Below are 14,996 nucleotides of genomic sequence, written 5' to 3'. Positions count from 1 at the left end.
TCGCCTCACCCATGGCCGCGCAGGACGGCGCCGAACCGATTCAACCGCAACGGGTCTCGGCGGCGCAGAGACACCGCGGCGAGGACCCCGAGCGCCACAGCCAGAAGGGATTCGAACGGCTTGTAGAACAGGATCGAGTCGTCGGGCTGGAACAGGATCAACAGGACGACGCTCGCCACGACGACCACCTGGCGTGCCCACATCGGCAGCGTGAACGCGACCACGAGAACAGTGACCCACGTGTAATACCAGGGCAGCGTGGACGGCTCCAACACCAGCACGGCGAACACCGCCCAGCACATGAACGCCATCGCCGCCCGCTCGTCGCGTCGTCCGCGCCACCAGAGATAGACGAGCAGCACGCCCATCACGACCGAACCGACCGTCCGAGTGACCCCCAACACCTCGTGGAGGTTCCAGGCGTGGAACGGCGATGCGATCCAGGCGATCAGGTGGGCGGCCAGGGTGGGCAGGGTGAACGGGTTGATGATCCGGTTGGCGAACGCGAGACCGTTCAACCAGCCGAAGCCGAGACCGAGAGCGAGCGTGAACGCAGCGAACACCGCCGCCGGAATCGCCGCCGTCGCCGCGAAGACACCGATCCGATCACGCGCGGTGACTGTCCGCTCGCGACGGAGATGATCCAGCCAGATCCAGACGACGAACGGCACCACCACGCCCGCCGTCACCTTCAACGACACCGCGAGCCCCAGTACGACCAGCCCCGCCGCGTGCCGCCCGCCCAACACCAGAGCGGCACCGGCGGCGAGGACGCCCATCAACAGCATCTCGCCGTGCGGGCCACCGACCAGATGGATCAACAGCAGCGGATTCAACAGGGCGAGCCAGAGCCCCGACCGACGGCTCGCACCGAAGTGCGTGGCGATCCGCGGCACCGCCCACAACGCCAACAGCAGACCCGGGAGAAGCACGATCCGGAAGGCCATCACGCCGGCGAACACGTTCTCTCCGGTCACTGCGACGACCCCGCGCGCCAGCAGCATGAACGCCGGACTGTACGGCGACGTCGTCGGCGCCCAGATCTGCGCCATCGAGTCGACGATCGGACCGGGCACGTGCGCCGGGCCGTCGTTGTAGGGATCGAAACCATCCGCGAGGACCGCGGCCTGTCCGAGGTAGGCGTACACGTCGCGGCTGAAGACCGGGATCGCGAACACCAGCGGAGCGGCCCAGACGAGGACCGTTGCGGACGTCGCGCGCAGGCTCATCGCCTCGCGGTCGCGCCCGATCCTGACCCACGCCATCACCATCAATGTGACGCCCAGCCAGAACACGATGCCCGACAACGTCTTGCCGTGCCCGTACGCCATCGGCGCCAAGCCCAGGTCCTCGAGCGTCGCATCGTTCCGCGGGATGTCGGCCAGCCCGTAGGTCCCGACGGTGACGGCGACCGAGCCGAGCAAGCCGAGGGCCGAGTCCGGGTATCGACGGAGGAGATCGCTCACAGACGACATCTACCGTCCACCACCTGGGCCGCGCAGCAGATCGGCGACTCGGACGGCCGCCAGACCGCCGGATACGAGCACCGGCGGGATGCCGACACCGGGCACTGTCGCGCTGCCGGCCAGGACGAGGTTCTCGCTCGTAGGCCACACATTCGCCGTTCGTAGCGGTCCGGTCTGCGACGCGGTGTGCGCTACCGAGAACGGTGTGCCTGCCGGTAGCCCGGCACGCGCCCATGTCTTCGGGTGGTCGACGCGCAGCACGTGCATCCCGTCGATCCCGGTGTATCCGCGCGATGCGAGCGTGCCCAGGACCTCGTCGGTGTACGGTCCGGCGATCCGATCCCAGTCGAGTCCGGCCGACTGGAGGTTCGGGGCCGGAGCCAGGACCGACACCGACTCCAGTCCGTCGGTGACGAACGTCGACGGGTCGCTCACCGCGCTGCGGGTGACCAGGAACGACCCGTCGGACATGAGCCGTCCGCGACGCGCGGTGATCTCGGCGAACGTCTGCGACCAGGCCGAGCCGAAATCGACGGTGTGGTGCCCGGAGCGCCAGGTCGATGTCGTCGCATCGGGCAGCACGCCGTGCACGACGAGCGCGCTGGGGGAGTAGCGGAGTCGTCGCCTCGGGCGTTCCCCGGTGAGTCGGGCGACGCCGTCGCGCTCGAGCGTCGCGACGACCGCGTCGACCTCCACGACGTCGTCATCGGTCGCGACCGCCGTGACCCGGCCGTGGGCGTTGCGCCTGATCGACGTGATCGGGGTTCGGTAGACGATGTCGACCCCGCTGTCCACGAGCGCATCGGCGAGGACTTGTCCGACTCGGCCCATGCCGCCCTCGGGCGCCGAGACGCCGCGGCCGATGTCCATGTCGGCGATGATCGCGTAGATCGCCCGCGCCCGATGCGGCGGTACGCCCGCGTACAGGGCTTGAAAGGTGAACGCGCGCTGCAGCCGCTCGTCGGTGACATGTCGAGCGACGGCGCCGCCGAGCCCGCCGAGGGTGCGCAGGCCAACGAGGCGGGCTGCGGCCTGCCGCGTGCGCGCATCGGTCAAGTCGGCGAGGCCGTCGTAGTTGCGATCGATGAACGTGTCGAACTCGGCGTCGTAGACGCGGCGAAGCCATCGCAGGAGGTCGGCGACGCCGTCGCCCGCCTGCGCGCCGAACACCGATGCGACCGCGGCCGGGATCTGGGCCGCGTCGTGGGGGATCGACAGCGACGAGCCGTCCGCGTAGTTCATGACATAACCGGGGTCCACCGGCGCCAGCGCGAGACGTCCATGCGCTTCGTCACCGCCGACGCCGAGAGCCCCCAGCACATCGACCAACAGTGACGGCATGGTGAGCACGGTGGCTCCGGTGTCGAATCTGTGGCCGCTGACGGTCTCGGTGCGAACGAGTCCGCCGGGCGAGCCCGACGCCTCAAACACGGTGACGTCCACCCCGGTCGCGCGCAGGTGCGCCGCGGCGGCGAGACCGGAGAGCCCTGCACCGATCACGGCCACGCGGGGCGCGCGTGAGCGCATCACCGGCTCCGGACCGTGATGCGATGCGCGAGCGCGCGCAGGTCGGCGCGCGCCGACTCGGCACAGTCGAGCCCCTCGATCCGCGCCAATCCCGCGTCGCGACGCTCGGTGATTTGGCGCTCCGTCTCGGCGACCGCGCCGGAATCGACGAGAACTCCGCGTGCCGCGGCGAGCTCCGCTTCGTCGAGGGCGCGCCCGATGCTCGCCCGCAGGACGGCCGCAGCGTCGCCGTCGGCACGTTGCAGGGCGACGGCCAGGAGCGCGGTCCGCTTACCCGCGACCAGGTCGTCACCGGACGGTTTGCCGGTCTGTACCGGGTCGCCGAACACCCCGAGAAGGTCGTCGCGCAGCTGGAATGCGATGCCGAGGTCGATGCCGATCCCGTGGAGCTCACGGCGCAGCGTCTCGTCGGCGCCGCCGAGCGTCGCACCGAGTTCCAGCGGCCGCGCCACGGTGTACGCAGCCGTCTTGTAGGCCATGACGCGCTCGGCGGCCGTCGACGACTCGTCGCCCGACGCCTCGTTCGTGATGTCGAGGAACTGGCCTGCGAGAACCTCGGTCCGCATCTGCGACCAGACGGCGGACGCCGCGAACGGCGTCGGACGCGGCGGCTCGCGCTGCGCGGTGTCGCCGACGGGCAGCACTCCATGGAACAGGTCGTCCGCCCACGCCAACGCCAGATCGCCGATCAGAATGGCCGCGGAGTCGCCGTAGTGCGCGGCGTCGCGGTCCCAGCCCCGAGCGCGGTGCAGCGCCTCGAAACGGCGATGCACGGTCGGATTGCCGCGTCGTGTGTCCGACCTGTCGAGGATGTCGTCGTGCACCAGCGCGCACGCCTGGATCAGCTCGATCGCCGCGCACACCCGCAGCGTCTCAGCGACCGACTCCGGAGTTTCGCTCACCGTGATTTTATCTCCGGCGCAGTGTCGTCCGGCGTAGACGAACATCGGCCGGATACGCTTGCCTCCGGTCATCACGAAGTCACGCAGTGCGCGGCCGCCGTCACCGACCGTCGGATAGATCGATTCCAGGATCGGCCCCGTGGCCTGGAAGAACTCATCGAGGACCGCGTCCACTGCGGCGGGCACATCGGTCAGATTCAGCACGCGGTCAGCCTACCGGGGTGCTATCGCGTGACTGCTCTCACGGCTGCCGCGTGCGCTGCGACGTCGGCGGTGGCGGTCAGGAGGACCGACGTGGACGCATCCGTATGATCGGGGCGTGAGTGAAGCAACTACGTCTGTCCCCGCGCGCGCGGGCGGCCAATCGGTCGTCGAAGCGATCGCAGCGGACCACAGCGGACCGGTGCCGTTCTCCGTCGAGTTCTTTCCGCCCCGGGACGCCGACGCCGAAGCCCGGCTGTGGCGTGCCGTGCGGATCTTCGAGCGCATGAACCCGGCGTTCGTCTCGATGACCTATGGCGCGGGCGGTTCGACCCGCGACCGCACCGTCCGCATCGCAGGCGAACTGGCCACTGAGACCACGTTGCTGACCATCGCCCATCTGACCGCCGTCAACCACAGCGTCGACGAACTGCGCGCCTTGGTCGGCGCCTACGCGGACAAGGGAATCGTCAATCTCCTTGCGCTGCGCGGCGACCCGCCCGGCGACCCGCTCGGTGACTGGACCGCGCACCCCGACGGCGTCGAGTACGCGTCAGAACTCGTCGACCTGATCGGTGGTCTCGGTGACTTCCACACCGGCGTCGCATCGTTCCCCGAAGGGCACCACCGGGCACCCGACCTGGACGCCGACACCGAGAATCTCGTCCGAAAGCTCCGGGCCGGGGCCGAGTACTCGGTGACGCAGGTCTTCTTCGACGTCGAGGACTATCTGCGTCTGCGCGACCGCGTCGTCGCCGCAGACCCCGAGCAGGGCGCCAAGCCGATCATTCCGGGCCTCATGCCGATCACATCACTCGCGGGCGCGCGCCGCATGACCGAACTGTCGGGCAGCCGGATCCCCGCCGACGTCGAGGAGCGACTGGCCCGCGCGGCGGGCGACGGGCCGGAGGAGAATCGGGAAGCCGTCCGTGCCGTCGGCATCGACCTCTGCACCGAGACGTCGGAACGGCTGATCGCTGAGGGTGCGCCATGCCTGCACTTCTGCAGCCTCAACTTCGCCAAGGCCACCAGCGAGGTGCTCGACCGGATCGGCGTCGACACCCGAGGCGCGTTCACCCCGGTGTGAACGCTCCGCGCTGACATCCTGAGACGAGCGCTCTGCTAGGGCTCCTCCGGATCGGTCTCGTCCTTCGAGACCTTGTCGGCCACCTTCTGCAATGGTGCGGGCAGCGGCTTGGACTTGAGGACGCGGCCGGGGCGCGGACTGTTGTCTCGGTTCTTGTAGGCCGCGATGGCGATGAATGCGATCACAGCGGCGCACAGCAGCAGCATGAACCACGTCCAGCTGGGGACGGCGGCGGTCGCCGGGTCGGCGTACTCGGCGTCGGCGTTGAACTCCGTCGCCTGGCCGGGTTCGGGCAGCCACGTGACCGTGGAGTCGCCGGACTGCTGACCGTTGGTCGCGACGACCGGTCCCGCGAAGTCGACGGTGATCGCGATGTAGGACGTCTTCGCGTCGAGTTCGGCGAGCGCGGTCGAACCTCGCAGGCGCACGAAGTCTCCGCTGCGCGTGACCTTCATGTCGACTGTTGCAGTCGGATCGGGGAGCGCGCCCGCGATGATCGCGCCGAGCTGCCCGAACTGACCGGTCGACAGATGGTCGAACGAGAGCTGGGCTCCGGTCTTACCCTCCGCGGTCGGCCCGGTCTGCTCCTCGCCCGACTCCTCGTCGATCTGCTCGGCGCCCGAGGTCTTGGTCGGCGCCGGGGCGGTGTCCTTCGACGGGAAGTCGGCCGCCCACACCTGCCCGCTCAGTGAGGCGGGAATGTCGAACGCCGGCGTCGTCGGACCCGAGTCCGGGCTGGTGGCGACGATGACGCGACCGGAGAACTGGTCGCCGACCGTCGTCGACTTGGTCAGGCATCCCGACAGCAGTGGCACCAGCGCGAGCAGTGCGACGACAGCGAGTATCGGGATGCGGCGCAGTGACTTCACGGTGTCATCGTGCCAGAGGGTCGCGTCGATCAGCGTCGCGACACGGGTCGGCGGGGCCGGACAACGGGAGCGCTCGACCGAGAAATGCGAACGGGCGCGGGTCGCCGACGAATGAGAAGTGGCGCAGGATGTCGGTGAATCCGAGCCGACGGTACAGCGACCAGGCGCGGTTCTCCTCATACGGGACCTCCGGCGTCGACAGCAGAACCGTCGACTCGTGTCGGTCGGCGAGCAGCGCAGTCAGCAGGCGTTCACCGACGCCGCGGCCCTGTGCGATCGGGTGGACGTGCAACTCGGTGAGTTCGAAGTAGTCCGCGGTAATCGCGGTGATCTCGTCGCCGGTCCGGCCGGTGCGGCGCAGCCCCGAACGTAACTGTTGGTTCCACCATTGGTCGCGCGCGCCGCGATAGCCGTACGCGACACCGACCAGGATCTCCCGTTCGAAGCCGAGAAGGCCGTCCACGCGCAGGCGGCTCACCGCGGGTCGGAGCGCGTCAACGGCCGAGACCCGCGTGACGGCGCCGACTGCGAACCAGCCGGGACGCGCGAAGTGGTCGCGCCACAGCGGCGCCCGATGTTGCTCGGTACTGCGTGGGTAATTCATCGCGGTCACATAGGTGTGCACCGCGGGGGCGAGCCACAGGTCGGCGTCGGAGGCGTCGAGGGCGACGATCTGGAACGGGGACGGTGATGCCTGAGGCGGCGCTGTCATCCGCGTGCACCCTCCCCTGTCTGGTCGGCCTGGCTGGTCGAAACGATCTCGCACCGCGAGTGGGTGAGAATCCTTCGCGAAGACATTAGCGCGCGGGAATTGTCAGACCCTCGTGGGAGTCTCTACTCAACCGGGCCCGAGACGGGCCGATCTGAAGTGGGTGAGGAGGCGAGATGGCACAGACCGTGCGGTCACAGTCGAAGCAGATCGTCGACGAGCGTGTCGTCATGCGCAGCCGGGAACTCCTCGAACGCGCCGAAGCGTTGTTCGACGACGCAGCCGCGATCGACGACGACGGAGCCGAGCGTTTCCGCGTGTTCTATCTGGCAGCGATCCGGGCAGCGGGCGCCGTGCTCGCCGTGCACGAACCCCCGGGGCCCGTTCGTCGCCGCCGTGACGCGCGGGACGCATGGAGCCGCATCCGCGCGGTGGCTCCCGAAGCGCACGATCTCGCCGAGTACTTCGGCGGGCTGTCGGGCATGCGCGCAAAAGTGGAAGCCGGACTCATTCGGTCGGTGGACTCGACGCTCTGTGCACGTGTGGAGCGACGTGCGATGGAGTTCCTCGATGTGGCAGATGCCACGCTGTTGGCGTATGAACAGGGGAAGATCGGGCATCGACGCCGTGCATCAGCCAGGGAAGGTGGTCGTTCGGCCGATCTGCTCGTATCATGAGACTTAACTGGGCATTGACAAGATGACGCCCGGACGACCAGCGAGGGAGGGATGGTGCCGCTTTCCGAGCACGAGCAGCGGATGCTCGATGAAATTGAAAGCGCGCTGTACGCCGAGGATCCGAAGTTCGCCTCGAGCGTCACTAAGCAGCGCGTAGGTCGTCCGACAGCGCGACGTCGTCTGATCGCGTCGCTCGGGTTCCTCATCGGGCTCGCCATGTTGGTCGGCGGACTGATGATCGACTTCGACATCGGCGGGCTCAAGATTCTGAGCTTCATCGGATTCCTCGTCATGTTCGGCGCGGCTGCCTTCGGGCTGCTCGCTCCGAAACACCACGGCGCACCCGATGCGGGCGGGCGGTCCGAGGGCCGCGGCGGATCGAAGCCGCACAACGGCGGAAGGTCGTCGTTCAGTGAACGGATGGAGTCGCGCTTCCAGCGACGATTCGACCAAGACGATCACTAATATACAGACGATCACCGGTAGGCAGGACCTGACCGTCACAACGCGATAGCACGACCCGAGATCGGGGTCGCACCTTTCTTACGAGGGTGCGGCCCCGATCTTTTCGTCTGCCACCCCGTTCCACCCCGTTCCCCACCTTTCCCCACCCGGTTTCCCCACTTTGACCCACCGCGGGGTCTAGTGCTGTCTCACCAGGCACTTCACTAGCTTCTAGCCCCGTTGGAAACGCGCGACACGCGGATGGCGCAACAGAAGAGTCTGAGAATCCCGCAGGTGTAATTGCCATGACCTGGGGTTTTATGTCGTCGTGGTGGGAGAGTGGGGTGGGAGGGGTGGAAAGTGGTGGAAAGTGGGGTAGTGTGGGCATCACTGAGCGAGGCGGATACCGGAACCGCCAAGCTCGGGACAGGGTGAGGAGGTGCCGACATGGCTCGTTTCGTCGGCACGTACACACCCAAACTCGATGACAAAGGGCGACTCACATTGCCCGCGAAGTTTCGGGACGCACTGTCAGGAGGGGTCATGGTCACGAGAAGCCAGGATCACAGCCTGTCGGTGTATCGAGCCGAAGAGTTCGACTCCATCGCGGACAAGGCCGTGGCGGCTTCGCGCAACGATCCAGAAGCGCGAGCGTTTCTCCGGTACTTCTTCGCAGGCGCCGACGAACAGCGACTCGACGGGCAGGGGCGCGTGAGTCTCTCGAGTGAGCATCGCGGATATGCGTCGCTCACCAAGGAATGCGTGGTGATCGGCTCGTACGACCACCTCGAGATCTGGGACGCGCAGAAGTGGCGCGAGTACCAGGCGGCACACGAGGAAGCGTTCTCGAGCGCCGGCTCGGCGGCCCTGGACTCAATCCTCTAGACGACCCGGACCACCTAGAGAAGAACGAAAAGCTCGACGAACTGAACACGATACGACGACACCTGCGGTGAGATGAGGCCTCGGCCCGATCGACCCTGACGTACTTCCCCAACGCCAGGTGCGCTCGGGCGGGGACCCCGCCTCACCGCAGCGTCGTATCCGCCAGAAGTACGCGGCAACGGCGAACGCAGGGGAGGACACGGTGAACGAACGTCAGCACGGCGAACACGGCCACGTGCCGGTGATGGCCGAGCGGATGTTCCGACTGCTGGAGCCGGCGCTCACCCGCTCGGCCGAGGACGCGGCCGGCAGCGTCCTCGTCGACGGAACCCTCGGAGCGGGCGGTCACGCCGAGTACTTCTTGAGTAGGCTGCCCGGACTCACCGTCCACGCGATCGACCGCGACACCTCGGCGATCGACATCGCGCGCGAACGACTCGCGTCGTACGGCGACCGGCTGGTGTACCACCACGCGCGCTACGACGAGATCGGCGCCGTCGCCGCGGAAGCAGGGCTGGCCTCGGTCGACGGAGTGCTCCTCGACCTCGGTGTGTCCTCGATGCAACTGGACCGGCCCGACCGCGGGTTCGCCTACTCGGTCGACGCCCCGCTCGACATGCGGATGAACGCCGACGACGACATGACCGCGGCCGACATCTTGAACACCTACGACCACGGAGCTCTGGCTCGGGTCCTCAGCGAGTACGGCGAAGAGCGATTTGCCGGGAAGATCGCGTCGGCGGTCCTGCGCGAGCGGGCGATCGAGCCGTTCACCACGTCCGGACGGCTGGTGGAACTGCTGTACGCGACGATCCCGGCGGCCACCCGGCGAACCGGAGGACATCCCGCCAAGCGCACCTTCCAAGCGCTGCGGATCGAGGTGAACCGCGAACTCGAATCGTTGCGCAGTGTGATCCCGGCCTCCCTCGACCTGTTGGCGGTCGGCGGACGGCTCGCCGTGATGAGTTACCAGTCGCTCGAGGACCGGATCGTCAAACGCGACTTCGCGAAGGTCGTCCGCAACACCACCCCGGCCGGGCTGCCGGTGGATCTACCGGGCACGGCCGCCCGGTTCGCGCTCGTCACACGGGGCGCGGAACAGGCCGATGAGGCAGAGAGAGAAGAGAATCCGAGGTCGGCGCCGGTGCGTATCCGGACCATCGAACGGGTAACGGCAGACGTCGGGGGACGTCAGTGAACGAAGGGGGAGCGCGATGAGCACAGTGATCGACGATCGCAAGAAGGGGCGCGGGGACCGGGCCCCGAGGCCGCGGGCCCACGCGAGCACGGCACGCCGGACCCGAGGATCCGCCACAGCCGATCGCGCCACGAGGTCGAAGGCCGCCCAGCGTGCACTCAACCGGCGCGAGCGTCGCCTCGCCCCCGAAGGCGCGGTCGCTGCCGTCACTCGCAAGCGGGTCGGCGGCATCCCGCTGGTCTTTCCCGTGCTGCTCCTCATCGTCGGCGCGCTCGGCCTCACCCTGTACTTGACGACGAAGTCCGCGCAGGACTCGTACGCCCTCGATGCCATGCGCAAACAGAACCAGACGCTCCAGGACAAGCGCGACAACCTCAAACGCCAACACGACCTCGCCGATTCGGCCCCCGCCCTCGCGGCGAAGGCGGGCGAACTCGGCATGGTGCCCAGTGACGGATCCGTCCAGATCGTCATCGGAGCCGACGGCAAGGCGCGGAAGGTCGGAGCCGCGACGGCATCGAACGGGAAGCGCTTACCCGACCTGAATCCGGCTCCGGACCCGGTGGACAAGATCGACCCGAAAGGCGTCGACGACTCTGAGGGCCTGAACGGCTCAGATGACACCGAGTCAAGCGCCGGACCGACCACCGGCACCACGGCGACACCCACGCCCGCCACGCCGTCGACGCCTGCACCCCCGACCCAGACCACGCCGACCCAGACCACGCCGACCCAGACCCGGACCACCCCGACCGAGACCACCCAGACGAACGGACCGCACCCCAACGTGCGCCCCGCGCCGGACGGTCGACGCCAGGTGGGTGCTCCGCGGACGAATGTCACTCCGCCTGCGGACGCCACGCCGGAACGTAATACCGAACCTCCGCGCTGACGCGGTGCAGAATCGACCATCATGACCCGATCCCGTTCCATGCGCCCGCCGGCCTTCCGGCCGGGCGCACGATCGACGGCTGGTGTCACCGAGCCCGGGCCCGAGGACGATCGGCTCGCCGAACTCGACACCGCGCCGTCCAAGCGTTTCATCGGCAGACAACGGATGATGTGGGTGATCGTCGCGCTGGCGTGTGCGCTGGTCGCCGGTCGGATGGTGTACGTCCATGTGATCGCCGCGGACTCCATCTCGGCGCAGGCCGCGCAGCAGCGCACAGTCACCGAGGTCCTGCCCGCCACCCGCGGTTCGATCGTCGACCGCAACGGCCAGCTACTGGCGCACACCGACGACGCCCGCGCACTCACGTTCCTGCCCAAGTCGGTCCGTAAGTCGATCGCCGAGGAGCACGAGAAGGACCCGACGCTTCCCGACGTGGACACCCGCCTCAAGGAGATCGCGGCCGGCGTGTCGTCGGCCCTCGGCGGAAGCATCAGCACCGAAGACCTCCTCGCGAAGCTGTCCTCGGACAAAGACTTCGTGTATCTTGCCCGATCGATCACCCCTGAGGTCGCTAGCGCGATCATGACGGACTTCCCCGAGGTCGGCGCCGACCCGCAGAGCATCCGCGTGTACCCCGGCGGATCGCTGGCCGCGAACCTCGTCGGCGACGTCAACTACGACGGCAACGGCGCCGAAGGTCTCGAGTCGTCGATGGAATCGGTCCTCGCGGGCACCGACGGCACCGAGACCTTCGACCAGGGTGCGGACGGAGCCGTCATCCCCGGCAGCAGTCGCAACGTGCACCCGGCGGTCGACGGCGAGACCGTCCGCCTCACCATCGACGCCGACGTGCAGTGGTTCGTGCAGACCCAGGTCAACATGGCCAAGAAGGCGTCGGGCGCCAACAACGTCTCCGCGGTCGTCCTTGACAGCCACACCGGTGAGGTGGTGGCGATGGCCAACGACAACACGTTCAACCCGGCGATACCCGCCGACGAGCAGGTGGACGCCGACCGCGGCAACCGATCGGTCACCTCGCCGTTCGAACCGGGATCGGTCAACAAGGTCGTCACCGCGTCCGCAGCGATCGAGTATGGAGTCACCAACCCCGACGAGGTCCTGCAGGTGCCGGGTTCGATTCGTATGTCGGGAATCACCGTCAACGACGCGTGGCCGCACGGCACCGCGCCGTTTACGACCACCGGCATTTTCGGGAAGTCGTCGAACGTCGGCACCCTGATGCTGGCGCAGCGGGTCGGCGAACGGCGATTCGCCGACATGCTCGGCAAATTCGGTCTGGGCGCCATGACTGGCGTCGGACTCCCCGGCGAGAGCCCGGGCGCCGTTCCCGCTCTCAGTCAGTGGTCCGGCGGCTCGTTCGCGAACCTGCCGATCGGCCAGGGACTGTCGATGACTCTGCTGCAGATGACGTCGATGTACCAGGCCATCGCCAACGACGGCGTGCGGGTGACGCCCCGGATCATCACCGGCGGCGACGAGCCCGAATCGGTGCGAGTCGTGTCGCCGGGCACCGCGCACACCGTGCGCGACATGTTCCGGGCCGTGATGCAGGACGACGACGAGGGGCCGCAGCAGGGCACCGGCGCGTCCGGAGCAATCGCCGGCTATCAGACGTCAGGTAAGACCGGGACCGCCCAGCAGGTCGATCCCAAATGCAACTGCTATTCGCGGTCGAGTTACAACATCACGTTCGCAGGCATCCTGCCCGCCGAGAAGCCTCGGTACGTCGTCGGTCTCATGATGGACAATCCCGTTCGGAGTTCTGACGGCACCGGCGGGCAGAGCGCCGCGCCGTTGTTCGGCACGATCGGCAAGTGGCTCTTGCAACACGAGCGCGTGCCGTACTCGGCTGAGCCGGCTCCGCGCCTACGTTTGCAGTCCTGACCGCAGTTTGCAGTCCTGACTGCCGTCTGCAGTCCTGGCCGCGCACGAGTCGCGGTAGATTCATCTTCCGAACACCTGGTGGCAGGCGGGTGCGGCGGCGACGCGCCGCCGTGACGAGCGGCCGCCGAGACGAGAGGGGTAGCGCAGTGCACGCAGACCACGGTTCGCACACGGTTCGACCGCGGACGACCGAGCCGGTGGGCATCGCGGAACTCGCGCAACGCGCCGGTGACGTTCACGTCGACGGCCTCGCCGACGGCGTGAACGTCACCGGCGCCACCCTGCGGGCGCAGAGCTGTGCCCCCGGCGATCTGTTCGCCGCCATGCCCGGCCGGTCGCGGCACGGGGCAGAGTTCGTCGAGCAGGCGCTCGACGCCGGTGCGGTCGCCGTCCTCACCGACGAGGCGGGTCTCGCGATCGTCCGGGCCGTCGGTCGTGCCGCGCACCTGCCCGTCCTCGTCCACCCGGACCCGCGTTCGGTGCTCGGAGCACTCTCGTCGCGGGTCTACGGCGACCCGTCGTCGTCGCTCACCCTGATCGGCGTCACGGGCACGTCGGGCAAGACCACGACGTCCTACCTGGCCGAAGCCGCGTTGCGGGCGACCGGAGCGAGCGTCGGCATCGTCGGCACGACCGGCTCGCGGCTCGACGGGGAACCGATTCCGAGCGAGTTGACCACACCGGAGGCCCCCGACCTCCAGCGTCTGCTGGCCGTCATGCTCGAGCGCGGCGCGGACGCGGTCGTGATGGAGGTGTCCAGCCACGCGTTGTCGCTCGGCCGCGTCGACGGTTGTCGCTTCGCGGTCGGCGCGTTCACGAACCTGTCGCAGGACCACCTCGACTACCACAAGACGATGGGCGAGTACTTCACCGCGAAAGCGCGTCTGTTCGCCGCCGACTCCGGCGTGCGCGCGGAACGGGCGGTGGTCTGCGTCGACGACGAGTGGGGGTCCCGAATGGCTGCCGTCGCCGCCGACAGCGGACGCCGAGTCGTCACCGTGTCGACCGGTACCGGTGGCACCGGGGGGTGGCGCGTCCTGGCGACCGCCCCGTCGGGGCAGGGCAGTCAGCGGGTGCGCGCCGTCGACCCGACGGGCGCCGAACACGACCTGCTGGTTCCGCTTCCCGGGGCGTACAACGTCGCGAACGCGCTGCTCGCCGTCGCGGCCGTAGCCGAGGCCGGTGTCGACGTCGACCGGGCGATCGACGGGTTGGCGCAGGTGAGCGTGCCGGGGCGTGTCGAGAAGATCGAGCGCGGTCAGGACTTTCTCGCGGTGGTCGACTACGCGCACAAGCCCGCAGCCGTGAACGCAGTCCTGGCCACGCTCGCCGCACAGTCGTCCGGGCGGATCGGCGTGGTCCTCGGGGCGGGCGGCGATCGCGACACTGAGAAGCGACCGTTGATGGGGGAGGCCGCCGCGCGCGGTGCGGACCTCGTGATCGTCACCGACGACAACCCGCGCAACGAAGAGCCCGCCGCGATCCGCGCAGCGGTCATCGCGGGCGCGGACCGGACGCCCGGCGGCGAGCGTCGAGCCATCGACGTCCGGGAGATCGGCGATCGGCGGGCGGCGATCACCGCCGCCGTCGAGTGGGCCGAACCCGGTGACGTCGTCCTGGTGGCGGGCAAAGGGCACGAGACCGGCCAGGAGATCGCGGGCGTCACGCATCCGTTCGACGACCGCCTCGTGCTCGCCGACGCTCTGGCCGCGCGGACGACGTCGTCCGAGCCGTTGCACGTGCTGATCGCCGACTCGGGAGCCGACGTAGCCGACGCCAAACGGCTCCTACGTGAGATGGTCGCGGTGGCAGCCGAATCCGGGGCCGGAAGTCAGCATCGCGGGACCGGCGACGAGCCTGTGCGACGTACGTGGGCGGTGTTCGGCGAACTCCCCGACCCCGAGTGCCTCGACGACAATGCGCGCGCGGTCGCGCACGACGGTCTTGGCCGACAAGCCGTCCGGGTAGCCGTCGACAAGATCATCGCGGTGGGGCAGACGCGCATCGTCCGTGCGCTCCACCAGGGCGCGGTCATGGAGGGCTCGTGGGGCGACGAGGCCGCTTTCGTGGCGACCCCCGCCGACGCCGTCGAGCACATGCGGACCGAGCCTGGCTATGCGCCCGGGCCGGGCGACGTCGCCGTCGTCGCCGGCCCCGACGATCTCGCCACCACTCTTCTCGAATACTGGCAGAACAGGGCAGGACTGCAGGTCAGGATCGTAGACCTGTGATCT

Annotated in this window: 13 protein-coding genes; 8 read left to right on the top strand and 5 right to left on the bottom strand. The window is 68.6% G+C overall.

Features of this window, described 5'->3' with window-relative positions; genetic code table 11:
- Nucleotides 1-5: 5 nt before the first annotated feature.
- Genes mptB through L5G33_RS12605 form a run of 3 tightly spaced genes read right to left on the bottom strand, consistent with a single transcriptional unit; the run spans nucleotide 6 to nucleotide 4,099 of the window.
- Nucleotides 6-1,466 (bottom strand): polyprenol phosphomannose-dependent alpha 1,6 mannosyltransferase MptB, encoded by a 1,461-nt coding sequence (gene mptB / locus L5G33_RS12615; protein WP_372476905.1) that lies wholly within the window; start codon nucleotides 1,464-1,466, stop codon nucleotides 6-8.
- Between the two features lie 9 nt (nucleotides 1,467-1,475).
- Nucleotides 1,476-2,993 carry a phytoene desaturase family protein gene (gene crtI / locus L5G33_RS12610; protein WP_236998527.1) on the bottom strand — a complete coding sequence of 506 codons (1,518 nt, stop codon included), beginning with the start codon at nucleotides 2,991-2,993 and terminating at the stop codon, nucleotides 1,476-1,478.
- Nucleotides 2,993-4,099 carry a polyprenyl synthetase family protein gene (locus L5G33_RS12605; RefSeq protein WP_236998526.1) on the bottom strand — a complete coding sequence of 369 codons (1,107 nt, stop codon included), beginning with the start codon at nucleotides 4,097-4,099 and terminating at the stop codon, nucleotides 2,993-2,995. The genes crtI and L5G33_RS12605 overlap by 1 nt, the downstream gene beginning before the upstream one ends.
- Nucleotides 4,100-4,214: 115 nt before the next feature.
- Between L5G33_RS12605 and L5G33_RS12600 the strand changes: the two genes are divergently transcribed.
- Complete coding sequence (locus tag L5G33_RS12600; RefSeq protein ID WP_372476904.1) at nucleotides 4,215-5,183, top strand: methylenetetrahydrofolate reductase; 969 nt, start codon at nucleotides 4,215-4,217, stop codon at nucleotides 5,181-5,183.
- Between the two features lie 35 nt (nucleotides 5,184-5,218).
- Here L5G33_RS12600 and L5G33_RS12595 read toward each other — a convergent pair whose 3' ends face one another.
- Both L5G33_RS12595 and L5G33_RS12590 read right to left on the bottom strand, forming a co-directional pair.
- Nucleotides 5,219-6,052, bottom strand: a complete 834-nt coding sequence (locus L5G33_RS12595) for an LppM family (lipo)protein (protein WP_236998525.1) — start codon at nucleotides 6,050-6,052, stop codon at nucleotides 5,219-5,221.
- 4 nt (nucleotides 6,053-6,056) lie between these two features.
- Complete coding sequence (locus L5G33_RS12590; RefSeq protein ID WP_236998524.1) at nucleotides 6,057-6,764, bottom strand: GNAT family N-acetyltransferase; 708 nt, start codon at nucleotides 6,762-6,764, stop codon at nucleotides 6,057-6,059.
- Between the two features lie 173 nt (nucleotides 6,765-6,937).
- Here L5G33_RS12590 and L5G33_RS12585 point away from each other — a divergent pair, with 173 nt between their 5' ends.
- From L5G33_RS12585 to L5G33_RS12555, 7 genes are all read left to right on the top strand, one after another.
- Complete coding sequence (locus L5G33_RS12585; RefSeq protein WP_236998523.1) at nucleotides 6,938-7,438, top strand: SAV_6107 family HEPN domain-containing protein; 501 nt, start codon at nucleotides 6,938-6,940, stop codon at nucleotides 7,436-7,438.
- A gap of 54 nt (nucleotides 7,439-7,492) precedes the next feature.
- Nucleotides 7,493-7,903: an SCO2097 family morphological protein gene (locus L5G33_RS12580; protein WP_236998755.1), complete on the top strand. Its 411-nt coding sequence runs from the start codon at nucleotides 7,493-7,495 to the stop codon at nucleotides 7,901-7,903.
- Nucleotides 7,904-8,329: 426 nt separating this feature from the next.
- Nucleotides 8,330-8,767 carry a division/cell wall cluster transcriptional repressor MraZ gene (gene mraZ, locus L5G33_RS12575; protein ID WP_236998522.1) on the top strand — a complete coding sequence of 146 codons (438 nt, stop codon included), beginning with the start codon at nucleotides 8,330-8,332 and terminating at the stop codon, nucleotides 8,765-8,767.
- Between the two features lie 202 nt (nucleotides 8,768-8,969).
- Complete coding sequence (gene rsmH / locus L5G33_RS12570) at nucleotides 8,970-9,965, top strand: 16S rRNA (cytosine(1402)-N(4))-methyltransferase RsmH (protein ID WP_308191572.1); 996 nt, start codon at nucleotides 8,970-8,972, stop codon at nucleotides 9,963-9,965.
- Nucleotides 9,966-9,981: 16 nt separating this feature from the next.
- Nucleotides 9,982-10,857, top strand: coding sequence for a cell division protein FtsL (ftsL, locus tag L5G33_RS12565; RefSeq protein WP_236998521.1), 876 nt, complete (start codon nucleotides 9,982-9,984; stop codon nucleotides 10,855-10,857).
- A 21-nt stretch (nucleotides 10,858-10,878) separates the two neighbouring features.
- Nucleotides 10,879-12,762, top strand: a complete 1,884-nt coding sequence (locus tag L5G33_RS12560; RefSeq protein WP_372476903.1) for a peptidoglycan D,D-transpeptidase FtsI family protein — start codon at nucleotides 10,879-10,881, stop codon at nucleotides 12,760-12,762.
- A 146-nt stretch (nucleotides 12,763-12,908) separates the two neighbouring features.
- Complete coding sequence (locus L5G33_RS12555) at nucleotides 12,909-14,993, top strand: UDP-N-acetylmuramoyl-L-alanyl-D-glutamate--2,6-diaminopimelate ligase (protein ID WP_236998520.1); 2,085 nt, start codon at nucleotides 12,909-12,911, stop codon at nucleotides 14,991-14,993.
- Nucleotides 14,994-14,996: the final 3 nt, after the last annotated feature.

It is taken from the genome of Gordonia liuliyuniae, from assembly GCF_021738805.1.
GTDB classification, from domain to species: Bacteria; Actinomycetota; Actinomycetes; order Mycobacteriales; family Mycobacteriaceae; genus Gordonia; species Gordonia liuliyuniae.
Note: the sequence above shows the minus strand (reverse complement) of the source record. Positions and strands in the feature narration are given on the sequence as shown.

What these genes read in the sequence shown, in the direction of transcription:
- mraZ (WP_236998522.1), top strand. Translation starts at nt 8,330, where the DNA reads ATGGCTCGTTTCGTCGGCACGTACACACCCAAACTCGATGACAAAGGG.
- ftsL (WP_236998521.1), top strand. Translation starts at nt 9,982, where the DNA reads ATGAGCACAGTGATCGACGATCGCAAGAAGGGGCGCGGGGACCGGGCC.
- crtI (WP_236998527.1), bottom strand. Translation starts at nt 2,993, where the DNA reads ATGCGCTCACGCGCGCCCCGCGTGGCCGTGATCGGTGCAGGGCTCTCC.
- L5G33_RS12590 (WP_236998524.1), bottom strand. Translation starts at nt 6,764, where the DNA reads ATGACAGCGCCGCCTCAGGCATCACCGTCCCCGTTCCAGATCGTCGCC.
- L5G33_RS12560 (WP_372476903.1), top strand. Translation starts at nt 10,879, where the DNA reads ATGACCCGATCCCGTTCCATGCGCCCGCCGGCCTTCCGGCCGGGCGCA.
- L5G33_RS12585 (WP_236998523.1), top strand. Translation starts at nt 6,938, where the DNA reads ATGGCACAGACCGTGCGGTCACAGTCGAAGCAGATCGTCGACGAGCGT.